This is a genomic window from Enterobacter sp. BNK-34 (genome assembly GCF_048684445.1).
Taxonomy (GTDB): Bacteria; Pseudomonadota; Gammaproteobacteria; order Enterobacterales; family Enterobacteriaceae; genus Enterobacter; species Enterobacter pseudoroggenkampii.
The window spans coordinates 2,390,462-2,411,033 of sequence record NZ_JBLQUA010000001.1; the positions used below are offsets into that span (position 1 = coordinate 2,390,462).

The following is a 20,572-nucleotide window of genomic DNA, read 5'->3' on the forward strand; positions in this document are numbered from 1 at the left end:
CCATCATGCTGACGTTTTTCATCAAACGCCCGCGCTTCGCGATGGTGATTGCGCTGGTCATCACCCTGCTGGGGGCCATTGCGCTGAAGATTATCCCGGTGGAGCAGTATCCGCAGATCACGCCGCCGGTGGTGAACGTCTCTGCCAGTTGGCCGGGTGCCAGCTCCGCTGACGTGGCGGAGGCCATCGCCACGCCGCTGGAGACGCAGCTGAACGGCGTGGATCATATGCTCTACATGGAGTCCACCAGTTCGGACGAAGGCACGTACAGCCTGAACATCACCTTTGCGGCGGGTACCGATCCGGACCTCGCCGCCATCGACGTGCAGAACCGCGTGGCGCAGGCCGTGGCGCAGCTGCCCACCGAGGCGCAGCAAAACGGCGTGCAGGTGCGCAAGCGGGCCACCAACCTGATGATGGGGGTAAGTCTTTACTCACCGAATAACACCCACACGCCGCTGTTCGTCAGCAACTACGCCAGCACCCAGGTGCGCGAGGCGCTGTCGCGTCTGCCCGGCGTGGGGCAGGTGCAGATGTTTGGCGCACGCGACTACAGCATGCGCATCTGGCTGCGCCCGGACCGTATGAACGCCCTGAACGTCACCACCGACGACGTGGCGCAGGCGCTGCGCGAGCAGAACGTGCAGGGCGCGGCGGGTCAGGTGGGCACGCCGCCGGTGTTTAACGGCCAGCAGCAGACCCTGACCATCAACGGGCTGGGGCGCTTAAGCCAGGCCGACGAGTTTGCCGACATCATCATCCGCGCGGGGGAGATGGGCCAGCTGGTGCGCCTGAAGGACGTCGCCACCATCGAGCTCGGCTCGCGCAGCTACAGCTCCGGCGCGCAGCTGAACGGGCACGATTCCGCCTACCTCGGTATCTACCCGACGCCGTCCGCTAACGCCCTGCGCGTGGCCGACGCGGTGCGCGCGGAGCTGGAGCGCCTCTCGACGCGCTTCCCGGACGACCTGGTCTACGAGGTGAAATTCGACACCACCTCCTTTGTCGCCGCCACCATTAAAGAGATCGGCGTCTCGCTGGCGCTCACCATGCTGGCGGTTGTGGTGGTCGTTTCCCTGTTCCTGCAAAGCTGGCGCGCCACGCTTATCGTCGCGCTCGCCATTCCGGTGTCGCTGGTGGGGACGTTTGCCGTGCTCTATACGCTCGGCTACTCCGCCAACACGCTGAGCCTGTTCGCCATTATTCTGGCGCTGACCATGGTGGTGGATGACGCCATCGTGGTGGTGGAGAGCGTCGAAACGCTGATGGCGGAAGGGCAGAGCCGCACGGCGGCGACCGCGCTGGCGCTGCGCCAGATCGCCGGGCCTGTCATCGCGACGACGCTGGTGCTGCTGGCGGTGTTTGTGCCGGTGGCGCTCCTGCCGGGGATTGTCGGCGAGCTTTACCGCCAGTTTGCGGTGACGCTCTCTACCGCCGTGACGCTCTCAAGCCTCGTGGCGCTGACCCTGACGCCCGCCCTGTGCGCGATGCTGCTGCGTCCGCGCCCGGAGAAACCAGCGGCCGTTTATCGCGCCTTTAACCGCGGGCTGGACGCCACGCGCGGTTTCTACACCCGCATCGTGAATGTCTTAAACCTACGTCCGTGGCTGGCGCTGCTGGCCACCGCAGGCGCGGCGGCAGTCGTGCTGTTCAGCTTTACGTCGATGCCAAAAGGTTTCCTGCCGCAGGAAGATCAGGGCTACTTCTTCGCCAGCGTTCAGTTGCCGGAAGCGGCTTCGCTGGAGCGTACCGAGGCGGTGATGTCCACCGCGCGGGAGCTGATCGCCAAAAATCCGGCGGTGGAGGATGTGATTCAGGTCTCCGGGTTTAACATCCTCAACGGCACCAGCGCCTCCAACGGCGGGTTTATTTCCATCATGCTGAAGGACTGGAGCGAGCGTCCGCCGCTGGAGGAGGTGATGGGTACCCTGCAGCGCCAGCTGCTGGCCCTGCCGGAGGCGACCATCATGACCTTCGCGCCGCCGACGCTGCCGGGGCTGGGCAACGCCTCCGGCTTTGACCTGCGCATCCAGGCCCAGGCGGGGCAGAGCCCGGCGGAGCTGGAGCGCGTCACCCGCGAGGTGCTGGCGAAAGCCAACCAGCATCCGCAGCTGAGCCGCGTGTTCACCACCTGGAGCAGCAACGTGCCGCAGCTGACGCTGACCGTCGACCGCGAGCGCGCCGCGCGTCTCGACGTGCCGGTGTCGCGCATCTTCAGCAGCCTGCAAACCGCCTTTGGCGGCACGCGCGCCGGGGATTTCAGCATCAACAACCGCGTCTACCACGTGGTGATGCAGAACGAGATGCAGTGGCGCGAGCGCGCAGAGCAGATCGGCGAGCTGTTCGTTCGCAGCAACAGCGGCGAGCGGGTGCGCCTGAGCAACCTCGTCACCATCACGCCGACCGTCGGCGCGCCGTTCCTGCAGCAGTACAACCAGTTCCCGTCGGTGTCGGTGAGCGGCTCGGCGGCGGCTGGGGTGAGCAGCAGCACCGCGATGGCGGCGATGGGTGAGATTCTGGCGGAAAGCCTGCCGGCCGGATACGACTACGCCTGGAGCGGCATGTCGTACCAGGAGCAGCAGACCGGCAATCAGGCGATCTGGATCGTGCTGGCGGCGGTGGTGATGGCGTGGCTGTTCCTCGTCGCCCAGTACGAGAGCTGGACGCTCCCGGCGAGCGTGATGCTCTCGGTGCTGTTCGCCATCGGCGGGGCGCTGGTCTGGCTGTGGATGGCCGGATACGCCAACGACGTGTACGTGCAGATTGGTCTGGTATTGCTGATCGCTTTAGCGGCCAAGAACGCGATTCTTATCGTGGAGTTCGCCCGCGCGCGGCGTATGGACGGAATGGCGATTGTCGATGCCGCGCGGGAAGGGGCCTCGCGCCGCTTCCGCGCGGTGATGATGACCGCCGTGTCGTTCATTATCGGCGTTCTGCCGATGATGCTGGCGACCGGCGCAGGCGCCCAGAGCCGCCGCATCATCGGCACCACGGTCTTCAGCGGCATGCTGGTAGCGACCGTGGTGGGGATTCTGTTCATCCCCGCGCTGTTCGTGCTGTTCCAGCGCCTGCGGGAGTGGGGCCACGGCCTTACGGACTCGTCGCCCACAGCTCGCAGTGCTTCTGCACCAGAGAAATCAGCGAGCCGCCGTCGGCGATAAAGTCCCGCATGCGCTGCGCCTCGCTCTTGCCCTGCTTTAACAGCAGGGCAATTTCATTGATTGCGCTTGTGGCACCGAGCTTATCGGCCGACGGCGCCACCTGCTCCAGCAGCCAGGCGATGTCTTCCGCCACGGTTCGTTGCTCGCCGGTATGCACGTCCGTCAGGATCCCCTCCAGCCCGTAGCGACACGCCTGAAAACGGTTAAAGCGGTACAGCAGAAAATCCCGTTCCTGATGCTTATACGGCCGCGTGGTCAGCAGCCAGTGGGACGTCGCCTGGATCAGCCCAGCGATGTTAATCGCGTGGCCGAGCGTCAGCGGCGTATCCATCACCCGCACCTCCACGGTGCCAAAATGCGGGCTGGGGCGAATATCCCAGTGCAGATCCTTGATGCTGTCGATCATGCTGGTGGAACTCAGGCGGCGGAACAGCCCCTCGAACTCCTGCCAGCTGTTGACCCACGGCATCTGGCCGTTATCCGGGAACCCTGAAAAGATGTTGAGCCGCGACGAGGAGAACTTCGTGTCCGTGCCCTGCATATACGGCGAGGCTGCCGCCAGGGCGATAAAATGCGGCACGAAGCGCGACAGGCCGTGCAGCAGGTAAATCGCGTCATCCCCGGTCCGGCAGCCGACGTGAACGTGCTGACCGAATACCGTCGCCTGCAAAATCAGATAGCCAAAGCGCTCCAGCGTGACGTTATAGCGCTCGTCGTCGCACACCTCCTGGCGCTGCCATTTCTGGAACGGATGCGTCCCGCCGCCGCAGATCTGAATGTGCTGCTCTGCCGCCGCGCGCAGGATGCTCTGTTGCATCACTGAGAATTGTGCCGCCGCCTGATCGATGGTCTGACACACGCCGGTGGCGATTTCGAGCATGCTTTCGGTGATGTCGTGTTTGACTTCGCCGCCTTTGATGTCGTCTTTGACGGCGGCGATGAGCGCGGAGGAGTCCTGGCTGAGATCGTACCCCGGCGGGTTAACCACCTGCAGTTCGAGCTCGATGCCAAGGGTGAACGGTTCAGAGGATTTGAAATCGGGTAAAGGCATGGCGCACTCCGTTGTCTGTGAATGTTGAGTATAGACAACGGGTGTGGCGCGCTCGTCTCAGGGTGGTATAACTGATAGCAGGCTTAGCAAAAGGGGAGTGACTCATGTCTGACTATCCAACCATTGCGCTGATAGGACCCGGTGCGATTGGCACCACCATTGCCGCAGTACTGCATGACGCTGGCCGCACGCCGCTGCTGTGCGGACGGACCGCACATGCGGCGTTACGCCTGCGCCACGATGAGGGTGAAACGGTGGTGCCCGGTCCGGTATTAACCGATCCGACAGCCATCGCGCGTCCCGTTGACCTCGTTTTTATCGCGGTGAAAACGACGCAAAACGCCGACAGCGCCGGGTGGCTGCGCGCGCTGTGCGATGAAAATACGGTGGTCTGCGCCCTGCAAAATGGCGTAGAGCAGAAGGCTCAGCTTGAGCCTTTGGTCAGTGGCGCAACGGTGCTGCCGTCGGTGGTCTGGTTCCCGGCGCAGCGCAAGCCGGATGCCTCCGTCTGGCTGCGGGCGGAGCCGCGCCTGACGCTGCCGGACATGCCGCAGGCGCAGCGGGTGGCGGAGGCGCTTCGCGGTACGCGCTGTGAAGTTGAACTCTCGGCAGATTTCGCCACCGTCGCCTGGCGCAAGCTGCTGCAAAACGCGGTCGCCGGGCTGATGGTGCTGGCCAACCGCCGCGCCGGGATGTTCAGGCGCGAGGATATCAGCGAACTTTCGCTGGCCTACCTGCGCGAGGGGCTTACCGTCGCCCGCGCCGAAGGGGCAAAGCTGAACGATGACGTGGCGCAGGAGATCCTGGCGAACTTTCAGCGTGCCCCTGAGGACCTGGGTACGTCTATTCTGGCTGACCGTCAGGCCAACCGTCCGATGGAGTGGGACATCCGTAACGGCGTGATCCAGCGCTACGGCCGCAAGCACGGCATTGCGGTGCCCATCAGCGACGTGGTGGTGCCGCTGCTGGCGGCGGGGAGCGAGGGGCCGGGTTAACGGCCGCTGTTTTTCCGTTCGGCAAAGTAATGCGCGGGCGTGCTGCCCATCGCTTTTCGGAACATGGTGATAAACGCGTTCACGGATTCGTACCCGAGCGTTGTCGCCACGTTCTGGACCGGCACGCCGCTTGCCAGCTCCCGCAGGGCAATAATCAAGTGCAGCTGCTGGCGCCATCGCCCGAAGCTCAGCCCGGTCTCGCGCTGCATCAGGCGTGCAAACGAACGCTCGCTGAGGGCAAGCCGTTTCGCCCACTCCTTCAGGCTGCTTCTGTCCTCAGGTCGGCTGACCAGCGCGTCGGCCATGGCGCGAATTTTCGGGTCGGTTGAGACCGGCAGGCTCAGCTTCTGCTGCGGCATGCTGGCAAGCTCATCAAGCGTGACCCTGATTAGCCTGGAGACATGGCCGTCGGGCGGATAATCAACGCCCTCGCGGGTTAGGCGATCGACCAGCTCCTTGATCAGCGGCGAGATCGCCAGCGTGCAGCATCTCTCCGGCAGCGCCGCCGCGCCGGGCTCAATAAACAGATAGTTCAGATGCGCGTTCCAGGTCGCTTTGGCACTGTGCGAGATCCCCCCTGGGATCCAGACGGCGGAGTCTGGCGGCACGATCCAGATGTCATTCTCCGCGTAACAGCTGACCGCACCGTACCGGGCAATAATCAGCTGTCCTTTCCGGTGGCTATGCACCGGTACTTCCGCGGCGTAGTCCACGAAGTCCAGATGACGCGCCACCGCCGGGCTGGCGGTAGAGTCGGGGTCATACAGCGTAGTAGCAGATTGAGGCTTCACGATTCTGGCAACATTTAGGTATTTTTTGACAGAATAGAGTATTTAAGCGGGTCTGCAAGCCGGTAATAATTCCGGCATGAAAAACGTCTTCTCTTATCCCGTGCGCCTGCCCGCCGCGCTGCAAAACGACGCGGGGGCGCTGATCTACGCCGCGAAGAGTTTCGCCGCGGCGATGCTCGCTTATTACATCGCGCTGTCTATCGGCCTCGAACGCCCCTCATGGGCGATTATTACGGTTTACATCGTGTCGCAGACGTCGGTCGGGGCATCGCTCAGCAGAAGCCTCTACCGGCTGGCCGGTACGGTTGTCGGGGCCAGCGCGACCGTTCTGATTGTGCCCACCTTCGCGAATACGCCGATCCTGTGCAGCATGGTGCTGACGGGCTGGATCGTATTCTGCCTGTGGCTCTCCCTGCTGGAGCGCACGCCCCGGGCCTATGCCTTTGTGCTGGCGGGCTACACCGCGAGCCTGATTGGTTTTCCCGCGGTATCCGATCCCGGCGGCATCTTTAACGTCGCTATTGTCCGCGTGCAGGAGATCGCGATCGGGATTTTCTGCGCGGCGCTGATTCACCGCTACGTGCTGCCCGCGCGGGTATCAGGGCTGTTCAACGCTAAATTATCCCAGACGCTACAGGCCACGCGCGAGCGGGTGGCGGATACCTTAGCGGGCAAGCCCGATGCGGCTTCCGGCCCGCTGCATCTGGCCCTGGCGCTGCAGTTCCTGCAGGGCATAAGCCACCATATTCCGTACGATTTTGCCCTCTCCGCCCCGGTGCGGCAGGCCAGAAAAGCGATTCACGACCGGCTGGCGCGGCTCGTTATCGTAAACTGTGAACTACACGACCGCATGCCAACGCCTGGAACCCTGCCCGCCGACGCGCAGGCGTTGCTGGAGGACGTTCAGGCCTGGCTGGCCGCTGAAGGCGCGGGTGCCAGCAGCACGGCAGAGGCGCTGCGGCTCCGCTGTGCGCTTCTCATCGATCGGTATGCCGCGCAGGCGCAGACGTTTGACGACGCGCGGCTGGTCAGTTTTATTCGCTACCTCTCGGAGGCGATCGCGCTTCTGCTGCAGTGCGAACGTCTTTCCGGGGCCATCCTCCACGCCAAACCCGTCTTTGGGGAGAGGCAAACCCGCGCGGCGAAAGGCTACGTTTTCCACCGCGATCCTCTTACCGCGGCCCGCACGGCGCTGGGGGCTTTCGCCATCATCCTGAGCGGCTGTCTGGTCTGGATCTTCTCAGCATGGCCGGATGGCGGTACGGCGGTGTCTATCCTGGGGGTCTGCTGCACGCTGTTTGGCAGCTTCGACACCCCGGCCCCCCACATTGTGAAATACATCATTGGCTCGTTCTGGGGCGTGGTGATTAGCCTGTTCTACAGCTTTGCGCTGCTGCCGCTGGTGAGCGATTTCCCGGTGCTGGTGGCGGTGCTGGCTCCTGCGTATCTTCTGGCCGGGTCGCTTCAGGCGCGTCCACCGACCACGTTTATGGCGATGGGCATCACCCTGACGCTGCCCATTCTGTGCGAGCTGGGGGCGCACTACAGCGGAGACTTCGCCGTTGCGGCCAACACCGCCATCGCGCTATTTGCCGCGACCGGCTTTGCCGTTATCAGCATGAGCCTGCTGCAAACCGTGCAGGCGGATGGTGCCATCACGCGTCTGCTGAACCTGTGCCAGCGCGACATTCGCCGCAGCGTGAAGGGCACGCTGCGGGTTGACGAAACGCACTGGATCAACCTGATGATGGACCGAACCGCCCTGTTGCTGCCGCGACTGCAGCGCAGCGAGCGCGCGCCAGAGCAGGCGCTCGATCGGCTGCTACACGCGCTGCGTCTGGGGCTGTCGGTCATGCATTTACGCCGCAGTGACGCACCGCCCGGCAGGGAGGTTGACGCACTTTTTCATCGAATAAACGATGCAGGCCGTGACGCCTTACGGGAACGCATCGTCACCCTTATCGAGCGCCATCTGCCTGCGGCAGATGAACATACGCGCCAGTTTATCTTCAGGCTGGTGGATCTGCACTGTGCATTACGGGAGCCAGACCATGGTTAACGATCTCAATATCGGCGGGGTTTTTATCCCGGGGTTGCTGACGGTCGCCCTCGCGGCGCTGGTCTGCACGCTAAGCCTCGTCGCGCTTTTCTCTCTTAGCAGGGGCTACCGGCGCTTGCCGTTTCGCCCGCTGATGGATGTTTCAACCTGGATTGTCACCTTTTTCCTGCTGATGCAGGGTCTGACCGCGTTGGGGTTATTGTCATGAAATCACTGCTCTCTTTACTGGCTCGGTATGCGCTGACGTTGAGCGTCGTCGCGGCGGCTACGCTTCTGGCGTTTATGATGTGGAAACACTACGCAGAAACGCCGTGGACCCGCGACGGGCGCGTGCGGGCGGACGTGGTGCAGATTGCGCCGGACGTCTCCGGGCCCGTCATCAGCGTGGCCGTTCGGGATAACCAGTGGGTGAATCGGGGCGATGTGCTTTACACCATCGATCCGCGCTGGCTCAAGCTGGCGGTGGCAAGCGCGCAGGCTGATGTGGAGTCGAAACGCCATGAGATGCTGATGCGCCAGGACGCGGCCCATCGCCGCACGCTGATTAAAAACGCCATCTCCAGCGAGGATTTGCAGCAAACCGGCAGCGCGGCGAACGTCGCGGCGGCCAATTATCACGGCGCGCTGGCCGCGCTGGATCTGGCTGAGCTTAATCTGGCGCACGCCACCATCCGTGCGCCGGTTTCGGGGTACGTTACGCACCTGCGGCTGCGGCCCGGAGACTACGCGACGGCGGGGGAGACAAAGGTCGCCATCGTCGATGCCCACAGCTTCTGGGTGGTGGGATACTTTGAAGAGACCAAGCTGCGCCATATTCGCGTTGGGGATGCCGCGCAGGTTGTGCTGATGGGATACGAGCCGGTCATCACGGGGCACGTTGAGAGCATCGGGCATGGGATTGGGGACAGCAACGACGAGACGGGAGGGCTGGGTCTGCCCGACGTCGAGCCTACCTTTAGCTGGGTGCGGCTGGCACAGCGCGTACCGGTGCGCATTCATATCGACAGGTTGCCGGAGGGGGTTGAACTGGTGGCGGGGCTGTCGGCGAGCGTGGCGGTGGGGCGATAATCTGGGGATAGTCAGCCTTAAACACATATGCGAAACTTACCGCTTCTGAAAATATGTGGTGGGACCCGCTCAATGTCAGAACAACATTCGCAGTGCCTTTTCAGTGAAGGACTGCTCTCTTTTCCTGAGGGATATCAGGATCGTACCGTCAACGTATTTGCGTCGCCCGCTGCGGATGCACCGGCGTTCAACATCTCCCGCGATGCTCTCAACGCCGGTGAAGCGCTTGCCGCGTATATCGATCGTCAGCTCGCCCTGATGGAAAAACACATCAAGGGCTGGAAGCAGGGTGAGCGCAGCGCCGCTACGCTGGGTGACGATCTTTTACAGGGTGAAACCGTTCATGCTACCTACCTGCGCGACGGGAAACGCATATGGCAGCAGCAGGCCGTATTTAACGTCGACAGCAATAACATTCTGGTGTTCACCATGACCTGCACCCGCGCGCTGGGCGATGCTGACAGCACGCTGTTTGGCGATCTTCTCAGGAGCTTCCGCTTCCACCATTAACACCAGGGACAGTTGTTATGTTTGAAGCAGCACGCGTTGGTGATGATATCGGCCACTCCGGTGCGCTGGCCGGGATGATTGCCGGAACGATTGTCGGCGGCCTGATTGCCGCCGCTGGAGGCATTCTGGCGGGAGCCATGTTTATTGCCGGACTTGGTGCATCCTGTCTTGGCGTGGGCGTCCTGCTCGTCGGCGCCAGCCTGGCCGTGGGGTATTACACCGGGGAGCTGGCGACCGCCGCCCGGGACAGCATCGCGGACGCCGGGGCATCCAGCATGACGAAGAAAGGCGTCATTACCTCCGGCTCGCCCAACGTGTTTATCAACGGTAAACCCGCCGCCATGGCCACGGACAGCGCGGTGAAGTGCTCTGACGATGGCTCGCAGCAGATGGCCGAAGGCTCTTCACGGGTCTCTATCAACGGCCTGCCTGCGGCACGCATCGGGGATCGCACCACCTGCGACGCGAAGGTGATGACCGGTTCGGACAACGTCATTATCGGCGGCGACCCGCAGCAAACCCTCCCCATTCAGTCTGAAGTCCCCGAGTGGCTCTACAAAGTCTCCGATCTTACCCTGCTGTTTGCCGGGCTTATCGGCGGGTGGGGCGGTGCCGCTGGTAAAGCCGGGGCGCTCTCTAAGCTGCTGGGCAAAATCCCCGGCATCAATAAGCTGGCCCGTATCGCCTGTCGCGCCGGCACGCTGATGACAGGCGTGGCGGCCGCGGGGATCATCGCCCGCCCGGTGGATATCGTCAGCGGACAAAAATTTCTCAGCGGGGATGATGAGCTGGACTTCGTCCTGCCTTCCCGCCTTCCGGTGCGCTGGCAGCGCTACTGGCGCAGCGGCAACCCCGGCGACAGCGTGCTGGGCCGCGGCTGGAGCCTGTTCTGGGAAAGCCGCCTGGAGCCTTACCAGGACGGTCTGGTGTGGCGCGCGCCGTCCGGCGATTACGTCGCCTTCCCGAAGGTCCCGGAAGGGATGCGCACCTACTGCGAAAGCGAAAAAAACTGGCTTGAACATCACTCTGACGACAGCTGGTCGGTGTATGACGTCAGCGGCGAGCGCTGGCACTATGCGCCGCTGCGGGATGATGCCCCGTCACTGCTTCAGCGCATCTCTGAACCCTGCGGCAACGATATCCTCTTCGAGTGGAATGCGGATAATACCCTGCATGCCCTGACCGACAGCGCGAGCCAGCGCGTGGTCTGCCGCTACGACCGTGACAGGCTCGTCGGCGCATGGCTGGATGACGAGATCTGCCTTGTCAGTTACGCTTATGATGAACAGCGCCAGCTGGTCTCCGTGACCGGCCGGGGCGGTAGCGTGCGCCGACGCTTCCGCTGGCAGGACGGGCTGATGAGCGCCCATGAGGACGCCAACGGCCTGCTGAGCGAATACCGCTGGCGGGAGATTGACGGCCTGCCGCGCGTGGTCGGCTTCCGCCACAGCGGCGGCGAACAGCTGGCGTTCGAATACGATTTTGAAAATGGCATCCGCCGTGCTATCCGCGATGACGGCGCCCAGGCGCACTGGCTGGTCGACGACGACAACAACGTCGCGCGCTTCACGGATTACGACGGTCGCCAGACGACGTTTGTTTACCGCGACGGCGAGCTCTGCGACGTTATTCTGCCCGGCGGCGCAATGCGCCGCAGCACGTGGGACAAATACGGCCGCATGACCAGCGAGACGGACCCGGCGGGCCGCCGCACCGAGTACCACTGGCATCGCCTGACCGACCGCATCACCCGCACGGTGTACCCGGACGGCACCTCATCGCAGGCCATGTACGACCTTCGCGGTCGCCTGCTGTCGGAAACGGATCCGGCCGGTAGCACCACCGCGTATGGCTATCCTGACGATGAAGAAAACCTGCCTGAGAGCATCACCGACGCCACAGGTGGCGTGGTGCGCCTGGTCTGGAACCACCAGGGGCTGCTGACGCAGCGCACCGACTGCTCCGGCAGCGTGACCCGCTTCACCTACGATCGATTCGGGCAGCTGATTGCCAGCGAGGATGCGGAAGGGAATATCACGCGCCGGGAGTGGAGTCGTGCCGGGCTGCTGAGCGTCGTGATCCATCCGGACGGCAGCCGCGAGTCGCTGGTGTGGAACGAACGCGGCCAGCTCACGGGCTGGCGCGACCCGCTGGAAAGCGAGGTTAGCTGGGCCTACAACGCGCTCGGCCTCCCGGTCAGCCTCACCGACCGTATTGGCCGCGTGCGCCAGTGGCGCTACGACCCGCGCGGCAACCTGCTGCGGCTCGATAACGGCAACGGGGCGGAATACCGGTTCACCTACGACGCCGTGGGCCGCCCGCTCAGCGAAACGCGCCCGGATGAGACCGTGCGCTATATGGAATGGGACGCGCGAGGGTTCCTCTGCGCGCTCGAAGAAAACGGACGGCCTGCCGCCGACGGCGGTATCGCCCGTCGCGTCCAGCAGTTCAGCTATGACGACAGCGGGCTGCTGATCGGGCGCACTCAGCGCCACGCGGAGTACCGCTACTTCCGCGACCTGAGCGGCCAGATTACCCGCATCCGCCGCACGCCGACGACCGAAGGCGTTGCCCTGGGTATCGAAAGCGATGAGATCGCATACCGCCACGACGCCGCCGGGCGCGTGCTGAGCGAGTCCGGTATTAACGGCGCGGTGGGCTACGAGTGGGATGCCCTGAGCAACCTGACCGGCCTGACGCTGCCCGGCGAGCAAAAGCTGGCCTGGCTGCACTACGGCTCCGGCCACGTCAGCGCCATCCGCTTCGGGCAGCAGCTGGTGACCGAGTTCACCCGCGACCGCCTGCACCGCGAGGTGCGCCGCACTCAGGGCGCGCGCGAGCAGCTCCGTCAGTATGACAGCCTCGGAAGACGCACCCTGCAGCGCAGCGAGCTGAGTACGGACGTGACCCTGCCGGAGCAGGAGCTACTGGAACGCCTTTATCGCTACACCGCACGCGGTGAGCTTTCCGGCGTCAGCGACACCCTGCGCGGTGAGGTGGACTACGGCTACGACGCCGAAGGGCGTCTGCTGAAGCACTACGAGGCCCGCCAGGGGCACAGCCGCGCGCAGTTCAGCTACGACGCCGCGGATAACCTCGCCGCCAGTGACGATCCGGTACCGGTCACGGATAACCGCCTGCAGCACTGGCAGGCGCTGTTCATGAAATACGACCACTGGGGCAACCTGGTCAGCCGTCGCAACGGGCTGTATGAACAGCATTACGCCTATGACGCCGAGAACCGTCTGGTGTCCGCCCGGGGAACCGGGCCGGAAGGGCGCTTTGAGGCGCGCTATCACTACGACGCGCTGGGCCGCCGCACGCGCAAAATCGTCACTACGACGCACGGCACCACCGACACCCGCTTCCTGTGGCAGGGCTACCGCCTGCTGCAGGAGCAGCAGGAGAGCGGGCTGTGCAGCACCTATGTATACGATCCGAATGAGGCCTGGAGCCCCCTGGCGCGGGTGGACCATCTTCGTGACCAGAGCAGCGGTGAGATTTACTGGTTCAACACTGACCTGAACGGGGCGCCGCTGGACGTGACCGACGAGCGCGGCGCGGTGCGCTGGAGCGGCCAGTACGGCAGCTTTGGCGAGGTGCGCCACCAGAGCGAAGGGTTCTCAAGGGTTGTGAATCGCACGGCGATGGCACACCAGCCGCTTCGCTATGCCGGGCAGTACGCTGACGGTGAAACCGGGCTGCACTATAACCTGTTCCGCTACTACGACCCGCAGGTCGGGCGGTTTATTGTGCAGGATCCGATTGGGCTGAATGGCGGAAACTTAAATTTATATAACTATGCCCCTAACCCTCTGTTATGGATAGACCCTATGGGTCTGGCATTGAGCGGCGTTGACTTTAGTGGAAGCCCATCACTTTATCCTGTTACTGGGACACAACGAAATATCGTTGAAATTACCCTTCAAGGATCAAGGGGGCGGGATTTCACAGAAGCCTACAAACTTGCAGGCATAAGTGAAGCTGATGCAAGCGAATATACATGGCATCATCTTGATGATTTTGATCCAAAAACAGGTAAGTCAACTATGCAGCTGGTCACGACTGAGGCGCACAAAGCATCTTTCCCACATAAGGGGTCTGTATCTCAGTTCGAAAAACATTTTGGAGTGAAGTATGGCTCTCCTGAAGCTATAAAAATATCTCATAGTAAAGGATGGCTGAGAGGTCGTATTCCTAAACATTGTCAATAGGAGAGAAATGATGATTAAACTTATAGATTCTTCCCCTGCTGTATCTGCTGATGAGCTAGGCAAGATCGAAGTTTCGCTGGGTGTAACTTTTCCTAATGCCTTAAAATCTTTATGGCTTATAAGTAATGGTGGCATACTGGACGAAGGTCGTCGTGTTTATCAAAGCGAACACTACGAGAATGATATAAAATATTTCCTACCTATATTACATACTAAAAGATCGGGCATATTAACTGTTGATGATTACTATAAGGATTTAGTAATTAACAAAAAAATTCTTGCAGAAAATTTTATACCATTCGCAATTGATGGAGGTGGGTTCCCCTATTGTGTTGGGATAAATGATGGTGCAGTATATTTTTGTGATTTGGAAAATCAGGAGGAGATCTATCTTGAGCCAAATTTTGAAAGTTTTATTGGAAAAATAATTCCTGAAGATGAAGCATGGTGATACAGGTTCTTACCCTCGTAAGAGGGTGGCTTTGTTAATCACTACTTTTTACAGGGGGCTTCATTAATGCAATGATGGAGTGCCCAATTATTTCATTAATAACATATTCCTTTTCTGCTATACGCAGATCTGTCAGCTTATTGTGCAGGCTTCGAGAGGGGTAAATGGTGGGTTAGACTTATACTCATATGTTCCCAACCAACTTACTTGGATAAATCTGTTAGGGTTAATGCCATGGGCATTGAACCCAATTTGAATCGGATACTATTTAATGCCACGAAAAATAGCCAACAGCATTGGACCAACCGATCTTGGTACTATGAAAATACACCAACGTTTTTCCCGGATCCTTATAGCGCTGGAATGCATGAAGAACTACATAGAGCTATTAAAAACGATATTGGAAAAATTCAGGGGCCGTGGCAGGGTTCCGCGGAAGATTTATTCAATGCGTATAGCCGTAATTTAGATTCCGTTTCACATATAAGTGGTGATTTAAAGATTCCTTCGACGGGTGAAATCTTAGCCAGAAATGTCACTCCTAAAGAAGCACATTCAAAACTGCTGGAGTGGTTCAACAATAAACAAACATGTAAGGCATCAGGAGGTAGATGTGGTTAAAATAATTGACATTGATGTGGATTTTAACGGGATAATAATTTTCGATTATCCAGGAATACTGGCCCCATTTGGTGGGAAGATAGAGGATGGAGATAACATTCTCCAGGAATTCACCACCACAGACAAAGGGGATCTTGTTCTTAATAAAGGTATTGCCTTACCTATTATGGGCCTTGATGATGGTGGCTATGTTGTTAGGCTTTTTTTAAATGAACTCCCCGACGATAAAGATAGGGAAGTTATATTCACAGATAAATATTTCTATCTTAATGTAACTGGTGATTTATACGTTGCTGATATGGCAGTATTTTGGGAGTGGGAAGATTATACTGGTTGGATTAACGCTGATATTCCTAAAGGAATATATAAAGTGAGCCTTGAAGGGGTTCATTTATTAAAGGGGGGGAGACTGTTTATTGCTATGATTTAATTTTTGAAAAAACGAATCAACTTGGTATAAGAGATGTTGAACCACGCTCAGACTCCAGGCTTTATTAAATCCATTAGCCGGCAAGGAAAATAAACTTTTCCGGCTTTTATTAATTTATTTTTCAATCATACCTAAAGAGACGTACAATGTAGTTAATCATAAATGTGACTTAAAGATGCTAAGAGTTTGTTCGCTAAAATGGTTATGGGAATTAGGAAAGAGAAAATGTACTTTTTATGGGGATGAGTTGAAGAAATGATTAAATATAATCTAATCTCTAAAATAAATATCTTTTCTGATAGTAATGTCATTGGGCGGATAGGTGGAAACATCCCTGAATTCTTTTTAGATAAACTAGATGAAGTTCAGGGTTATAAGTTTTATTTGACAGTTCAGAATCCTGATATTGGACATGAGTATATTACGATACTTACTTCTGAAGGATATGACGATATGATTGATAACAATATCTACCCTAATTGTTCAGTAAAAGTTTTTACGCATACGTTTTCTGATGAAAGCAATAATGAAGAATTTACGATAAAATACATTAACAAGGCAGTTATTGTTGGGTATGATAAGGTTGAAAGTGAAGAGTTTGATTTTATCACTAAAACCGAAGAAGCAAGGTTAATACAATCTGAAGATTATTATTTTGATGCTTTGCAAAAGGATGGTTATAAATTTTTTATGCAGGTTGATGAAGATTATTATCCAGATACATTGCTTGATGGTGATTACATCTTTGGGTACGGTGCTTTGTATTTGTATAAGAATATATCCAGCGGAAAAATTATAGCTGGTTTTTGGCAATGCTCGTAAAGATAAGTGATTAATAAAAAGCCAGATTATATCGGTTATTTCCTTCTTATATAATAATGATGATATTATATTTTTTAATGCAAAATGTATTTCTTCTAAAGTTTTTACTTTCGGTTATAAGTTTCTTTTCGCTAATCAAAAATGGCGTTAATATCAGGCGTCAGAAAAATACATGCCTGTATAATTTAAGAATAGTGACATATCCATGTTCAAATTTTATTTTTAGAACTGTTGATATTTGAAAGTATAGATTTATAGTAGTTAAGAAAGTAAGTCGATGCGTACAATACAATAGGATATCCTTTATGAGAATGTAAAGGTAATCGATATAAAATATAATCTGATTTAAGGGTTTGATTTCTGGTGGTAAAAATGATTCAAAAAATCACCCTAATTATTAAATTTGATTAAACTACAGTTCAATGGAATATATAATCCCATTATTAACACTTGCTTTATAAAGTATAAAAGATAAAACTCAAGGATTTTGCGTATGAGTCAGTTAGAATACAGAAAAGCGTATGCTTAGACAATTTTGTGTGTGTACAAAAGAATATGAAGAAACTGCTAAAGAAGTGCTTGTTTGTTATTTAGATAACTATCCTGTCATTAGTGATGACGATGAGGAAGTATATCCTGATTTTGTTGTTGATAATTCTCTAGAGTTGTTTTTCTATGGAGATCAATTTATAGATGTATTACATAATATCTCTATCCAAAGAGAAAAACCATCTGTAGCGGATTTCATATCAGCTTTAAATTTTTATCTCGAGAACGATAACTTCATAGAGCTTTTATTTAAAGAGCGAGAGATTAATTAAAAATTGATTTACTTAGCTTATTTGAAGGTAGTACATACTGAGAATGTAATTCTAAATTAATTGGTTATTACTGAGGGCTATATTTATGGATGCGTCTGAGACTATTGTGAATGAGATTGAAAAAGCATTAAAACAACTTATTGTCATCTGCAATAAACACTCGCTGTCAGGAAGTTTCAGCACCGTCACTGATCTGGACAATGCCTTCCCGTCCAACTTACCTCGTTCGACAGAGGTGGAATTTTTATATGAAAATTATAATCCTGAAAAGTTAAAGATTGAAACAGGCTTCACGCCAATTAAACTTCACTCGGCCAGTGAGCTCTTGAAGGCTCAAAGTGGTTATGAATACTTACCAGATAATTATCTTGTTATTGGTAATGATTTAGGCGGAGGTAAACCTATAATTGCGGTTATCGATGAAGGGAGTACCTCTGTTTATGCAGATTGTGATGTAATTGAACCGTTTCAGATAGCTAGCAGTCTCTCTGGGTTCATATTTTCTCTAGCTGAGCTTATTGATTTGGTATATGGCCAATACGATATCTTTGATATAGCAGATGATAATGACGAAGTAAAAGATGATTTTATTGATGAATTGCGGGGAAGGATTGTGCCTCTTATCGGTAATGAAAACTTCAATGCGTTTTATAATTATTTTTATGGATAGGTTTTTTCTTTAAAAGGAAACCCTCACGGTAAAATATTATTTTATAGCGATGTGAGGTTCTCTTTTTTACGGGTATTTTAAACAAGATTTAAAATAGTAATGCGGTATATTTATTCAAGAGAAATTAATCTAATGCATGAAAGGAAAGGGATTATATGCAGACTACGCGAGTAATTGGAGAAGGATATGAACCTTACGTTGAGCAATTAGGTGACAAACTGATTTATTCATTACCTGTTGAATCGGGATTTGTCAGTTTTCATTTTGAGTTTGATATTCGTCAGATCGATCTTGACGTCCTGCTGTCCGATCATTACCGGCGGGCCGTCCTGGAAGTGTCCGCACACACTTTGCTCCAGCGCTCGACGTTGAAGGGACATAAACGATTCACTCAGAACGATTTTGATAACCTTATTGCCACTACCCTTCATGCATCGCAAGAGCATCTTAGCGCATTCATTTCTCAGATTAATCGGGAGCACAATATTTCGATTGAACATTATGTTAATGACATAATGAATAGACGCTTAACTAAAGGATGAATATACCGATCCCAGATAAGGTCAACATTCATCTTAAAATCACGCTGTATGTACAGCTCTTTTCAACCTCGTGCTGCCCGAAGAAGTCAAATCGATTTCGAGATAACCGACGAATGCGGCTAAGTGCGCGGAAGCGGCCAGCTCGGCAGCTTTGGCGAGGTACGTCATCGGAGCCAAGGTTTCCCATGTGTTGTGAATCGCATGGCGATGGCACATCAGCCGCTTCGCTATGCCGGAAATATATACTTTGCCTTTAACAGGAGCAATATTAAAAATATTTGTGCGGATGCAATCTTCGACTACTTTTACGATACTAACATGTTAATGAATATCATGCTTTCGGTAAAATCTGTCAGGAGCAAAACGATTCAAGACAAGGACAACTGATGAGTAATGTTAAAAATCTTATTGCAGCGTATATTAACTGCTTTGAAGAAAATGATGTTCTCACTATCGGAATAGGAGATGACACTCATGATCCAAAAAACTTTATCATTATAGGACGATTTGATGAGGATGAATTACCTATTAACGACTGCATTGGATTTCAGAGTGAGTCAACGGAATATGAGTTAACAGACTCTATTCGTTCCGTTCAACTCACAGATGGCAAACTTGTGATCGTGCTTAATGATGATGCCGCAAAAAAAATTGGCATCAGCGAATATCGCGTGGTCATTCCTGCAGCAAAAGATTTTAAATCGCTTGAAAAGTATTTAAGAGAAATGTTTGATGGCAGTGATGTGCCGCTACAATTACCGTAAGGTTTTAGCTACTACATGGCTATCTTAGCACCCGAACTTTAAAAGATGCAGGCGGGACATTTCGAGTAGAGGGCACATGTGCTGAGCCAACGTTTAACGGCGAATAGGATTGCTACGTCACTGTATGAGGTGAAAGCGAAAGATATGTCCGCTTTGTGCCATGAGCAGACGTTCCTAATGTAAGTCCTTGCTAGTTAACGGAGAGCAGGTCGCAGCGGAGGATTAATATCAAACAATTCAAAATCGATACGGGAAAAACTCAAAAGCAGTGAATGGTTTTTGTTGCCCGCTAAAGTTGAACGAAACCCTTATCGAGTTGTGCTTACATCGTTGATGTCACCAAAAAAGATAGCAAGCGATTGTTCTATAATACAAATAATCTTTCGTTGAGGCTAACTGCAATCTTGCTGCCTACTAAGAGGGGAAAAGAAAAGATATCGGTACTTACATTTATTATAAAAATTCAGCATACTTTTTGATTGTAGCTTATAATGAATAAGCTTCTTATGAAGCACATGAATGGTAAAGCAACCTTTTCTGATTTTCAGAAACCGTGTTAAGCACACGGTTTTTTTTGCACGCACTCAAAAAGTTAGTGTGTGAATTTTAAAAGAAATATTAGAATTCTTTTTTTGCAATAAAATCGGAAATTCATGCAACCTCTACACTCATCTGCAGATGGTTATTTCTTTAAATCAAACGACCGTTAGATGACAAAAATATTAAATGCGTCCATTAACTCTCGAAGAATTGCATATTGACGAAAACATGATCTTATTCTAACTTTATCAAGTGGTGAATCCCCCTCAGCGGCGGGGCGAACCAGTCAAAATGCAATATGCTCGCGTATCTCAGGACTGGTAAAGATACATCGGGAGGCACCCGGCACCACATCTTAACGTATCTTTATAAAAGAACATTTTTCCTTAAGCAGTTGTTCGATTTTTTTATACAAAAATCTAGAGGATTTTTTTCAAAAAAAACGGGATAATCGACATCGAATATCCCGTCAAGAATTTCACATCGATAATATTCTTTATCTTCTTTATACAATATACACGACGAGCCATGATTAACAATCTAGTAATTCTTTTGTGTTATATATAAAACAATAACAAGAAAACTATTAATTTTTAAAATCAATTAAAGGGGAGGCTATTTTCTGCACAGCTAAGACTTTATGTTCCAATAGCGGGCCAGTTCTTACCAACATATCTCATCCCGACAATACAATCGCATTATCATGGATGGGCAGCAACGCTTGGTCTTGATGACACGCTGTAAGGCACTGATTCCGTGAGGAGAACAAAATCTTAACTGAGATACAAGAAAAGCAAGAATCTCAAGGGGATCCATCTTCTGTTTGGCCATAACAAACTGGAACGCACAGTCCGCTATCTGGGCATTGAAGTCGATGATGCGTTAGAGATATCTGAGTCGATGGAGTATAAGATTGTCAGGGCTATAACAGCAACCTTGCGCCATAAGCGGAAGTAAAGATTTCTAAGGCGATCAGGGTAGCATCACATCCCTGTATCTGAAAACGAAGTCTCAGGAAAAGTGCTCGCTTTGTGCAAAATATTTCTATGTTTGTCATGGTTA

General features: G+C 54.3%; 17 protein-coding genes and 1 pseudogene. 16 read left to right on the forward strand and 2 right to left on the reverse strand.

What is annotated here, in order from left to right:
* Positions 1-5: 5 nt before the first annotated feature.
* Entirely contained in the window at positions 6-3,161 is a 3,156-nt protein-coding gene (locus ACMGG5_RS11675) for an efflux RND transporter permease subunit (protein ID WP_420277883.1), read from the forward strand.
* Here ACMGG5_RS11675 and ACMGG5_RS11680 read toward each other — a convergent pair.
* Positions 3,091-4,212: a YbdK family carboxylate-amine ligase gene (locus tag ACMGG5_RS11680; protein ID WP_069720322.1), complete on the reverse strand. Its 1,122-nt coding sequence runs from the start codon at positions 4,210-4,212 to the stop codon at positions 3,091-3,093. The genes ACMGG5_RS11675 and ACMGG5_RS11680 overlap by 71 nt on opposite strands.
* Before the next feature lie 104 nt (positions 4,213-4,316).
* Here ACMGG5_RS11680 and ACMGG5_RS11685 point away from each other — a divergent pair, with 104 nt between their 5' ends.
* Entirely contained in the window at positions 4,317-5,207 is an 891-nt protein-coding gene (locus tag ACMGG5_RS11685; RefSeq protein WP_420277884.1) for an oxidoreductase, read from the forward strand.
* Here the strand turns inward: ACMGG5_RS11685 and ACMGG5_RS11690 are convergent.
* Complete coding sequence (locus ACMGG5_RS11690; RefSeq protein WP_420277885.1) at positions 5,204-5,998, reverse strand: AraC family transcriptional regulator; 795 nt, start codon at positions 5,996-5,998, stop codon at positions 5,204-5,206. The genes ACMGG5_RS11685 and ACMGG5_RS11690 overlap by 4 nt on opposite strands.
* Positions 5,999-6,074: 76 nt before the next feature.
* Between ACMGG5_RS11690 and ACMGG5_RS11695 the strand changes: the two genes are divergently transcribed.
* The 14 genes and pseudogenes from ACMGG5_RS11695 to ACMGG5_RS11760 form a co-directional block, all read left to right on the forward strand.
* Complete coding sequence (locus ACMGG5_RS11695; protein WP_420277886.1) at positions 6,075-8,057, forward strand: FUSC family protein; 1,983 nt, start codon at positions 6,075-6,077, stop codon at positions 8,055-8,057.
* Positions 8,050-8,265 carry a DUF1656 domain-containing protein gene (locus tag ACMGG5_RS11700; RefSeq protein ID WP_024906912.1) on the forward strand — a complete coding sequence of 72 codons (216 nt, stop codon included), beginning with the start codon at positions 8,050-8,052 and terminating at the stop codon, positions 8,263-8,265. Before ACMGG5_RS11695 ends, ACMGG5_RS11700 begins: the two co-directional genes overlap by 8 nt.
* Positions 8,262-9,125 (forward strand): HlyD family secretion protein, encoded by an 864-nt coding sequence (locus tag ACMGG5_RS11705; protein WP_248272934.1) that lies wholly within the window; start codon positions 8,262-8,264, stop codon positions 9,123-9,125. Before ACMGG5_RS11700 ends, ACMGG5_RS11705 begins: the two co-directional genes overlap by 4 nt.
* A 72-nt stretch (positions 9,126-9,197) precedes the next feature.
* Positions 9,198-9,635: a DcrB-related protein gene (locus ACMGG5_RS11710; RefSeq protein WP_420277887.1), complete on the forward strand. Its 438-nt coding sequence runs from the start codon at positions 9,198-9,200 to the stop codon at positions 9,633-9,635.
* 17 nt (positions 9,636-9,652) lie between these two features.
* Complete coding sequence (locus tag ACMGG5_RS11715; protein ID WP_420277888.1) at positions 9,653-13,849, forward strand: RHS repeat-associated core domain-containing protein; 4,197 nt, start codon at positions 9,653-9,655, stop codon at positions 13,847-13,849.
* Between the two features lie 7 nt (positions 13,850-13,856).
* On the forward strand, positions 13,857-14,300 hold the full coding sequence (locus ACMGG5_RS11720; protein WP_148769262.1) for an SMI1/KNR4 family protein: 444 nt from the start codon (positions 13,857-13,859) through the stop codon (positions 14,298-14,300).
* Positions 14,301-14,534: 234 nt separating this feature from the next.
* Entirely contained in the window at positions 14,535-14,921 is a 387-nt protein-coding gene (locus ACMGG5_RS11725) for a hypothetical protein (protein ID WP_420277889.1), read from the forward strand.
* A complete protein-coding gene (locus tag ACMGG5_RS11730; protein ID WP_420277890.1) occupies positions 14,914-15,351 on the forward strand; it encodes a hypothetical protein in 438 nt (145 codons plus the stop codon). The genes ACMGG5_RS11725 and ACMGG5_RS11730 overlap by 8 nt, the downstream gene beginning before the upstream one ends.
* A gap of 255 nt (positions 15,352-15,606) precedes the next feature.
* Complete coding sequence (locus tag ACMGG5_RS11735; RefSeq protein ID WP_420277891.1) at positions 15,607-16,173, forward strand: hypothetical protein; 567 nt, start codon at positions 15,607-15,609, stop codon at positions 16,171-16,173.
* Between the two features lie 521 nt (positions 16,174-16,694).
* Positions 16,695-16,994 (forward strand): DUF7716 domain-containing protein, encoded by a 300-nt coding sequence (locus tag ACMGG5_RS11740; RefSeq protein ID WP_420277892.1) that lies wholly within the window; start codon positions 16,695-16,697, stop codon positions 16,992-16,994.
* A gap of 85 nt (positions 16,995-17,079) precedes the next feature.
* Positions 17,080-17,664, forward strand: a complete 585-nt coding sequence (locus ACMGG5_RS11745) for a hypothetical protein (RefSeq protein WP_420277893.1) — start codon at positions 17,080-17,082, stop codon at positions 17,662-17,664.
* A 155-nt stretch (positions 17,665-17,819) separates the two neighbouring features.
* The gene (locus ACMGG5_RS11750; protein ID WP_420277894.1) at positions 17,820-18,206 is read left to right on the forward strand and encodes a hypothetical protein; all 387 of its coding nucleotides are present in this window, start codon (positions 17,820-17,822) and stop codon (positions 18,204-18,206) included.
* A gap of 386 nt (positions 18,207-18,592) precedes the next feature.
* The gene (locus ACMGG5_RS11755; protein ID WP_048993206.1) at positions 18,593-18,970 is read left to right on the forward strand and encodes a hypothetical protein; all 378 of its coding nucleotides are present in this window, start codon (positions 18,593-18,595) and stop codon (positions 18,968-18,970) included.
* 1,192 nt (positions 18,971-20,162) lie between these two features.
* Positions 20,163-20,467: pseudogene (locus ACMGG5_RS11760) on the forward strand (hypothetical protein); the annotation flags it as partial.
* Between the last annotated feature and the right edge of the window lie 105 nt (positions 20,468-20,572).

Bases quoted from the DNA above. Each gene is read 5' to 3' on its own strand.
- ACMGG5_RS11675 (WP_420277883.1), top strand. From the start codon at position 6: ATGCTGACGTTTTTCATCAAACGCCCGCGCTTCGCGATGGTGATTGCG.
- ACMGG5_RS11680 (WP_069720322.1), bottom strand. From the start codon at position 4,212: ATGCCTTTACCCGATTTCAAATCCTCTGAACCGTTCACCCTTGGCATC.
- ACMGG5_RS11685 (WP_420277884.1), top strand. From the start codon at position 4,317: ATGTCTGACTATCCAACCATTGCGCTGATAGGACCCGGTGCGATTGGC.
- ACMGG5_RS11695 (WP_420277886.1), top strand. From the start codon at position 6,075: ATGAAAAACGTCTTCTCTTATCCCGTGCGCCTGCCCGCCGCGCTGCAA.
- ACMGG5_RS11700 (WP_024906912.1), top strand. From the start codon at position 8,050: ATGGTTAACGATCTCAATATCGGCGGGGTTTTTATCCCGGGGTTGCTG.
- ACMGG5_RS11705 (WP_248272934.1), top strand. From the start codon at position 8,262: ATGAAATCACTGCTCTCTTTACTGGCTCGGTATGCGCTGACGTTGAGC.
- ACMGG5_RS11710 (WP_420277887.1), top strand. From the start codon at position 9,198: ATGTCAGAACAACATTCGCAGTGCCTTTTCAGTGAAGGACTGCTCTCT.
- ACMGG5_RS11715 (WP_420277888.1), top strand. From the start codon at position 9,653: ATGTTTGAAGCAGCACGCGTTGGTGATGATATCGGCCACTCCGGTGCG.
- ACMGG5_RS11720 (WP_148769262.1), top strand. From the start codon at position 13,857: ATGATGATTAAACTTATAGATTCTTCCCCTGCTGTATCTGCTGATGAG.
- ACMGG5_RS11725 (WP_420277889.1), top strand. From the start codon at position 14,535: ATGGGCATTGAACCCAATTTGAATCGGATACTATTTAATGCCACGAAA.
- ACMGG5_RS11735 (WP_420277891.1), top strand. From the start codon at position 15,607: ATGATTAAATATAATCTAATCTCTAAAATAAATATCTTTTCTGATAGT.
- ACMGG5_RS11740 (WP_420277892.1), top strand. From the start codon at position 16,695: ATGCTTAGACAATTTTGTGTGTGTACAAAAGAATATGAAGAAACTGCT.
- ACMGG5_RS11745 (WP_420277893.1), top strand. From the start codon at position 17,080: ATGGATGCGTCTGAGACTATTGTGAATGAGATTGAAAAAGCATTAAAA.
- ACMGG5_RS11750 (WP_420277894.1), top strand. From the start codon at position 17,820: ATGCAGACTACGCGAGTAATTGGAGAAGGATATGAACCTTACGTTGAG.
- ACMGG5_RS11755 (WP_048993206.1), top strand. From the start codon at position 18,593: ATGAGTAATGTTAAAAATCTTATTGCAGCGTATATTAACTGCTTTGAA.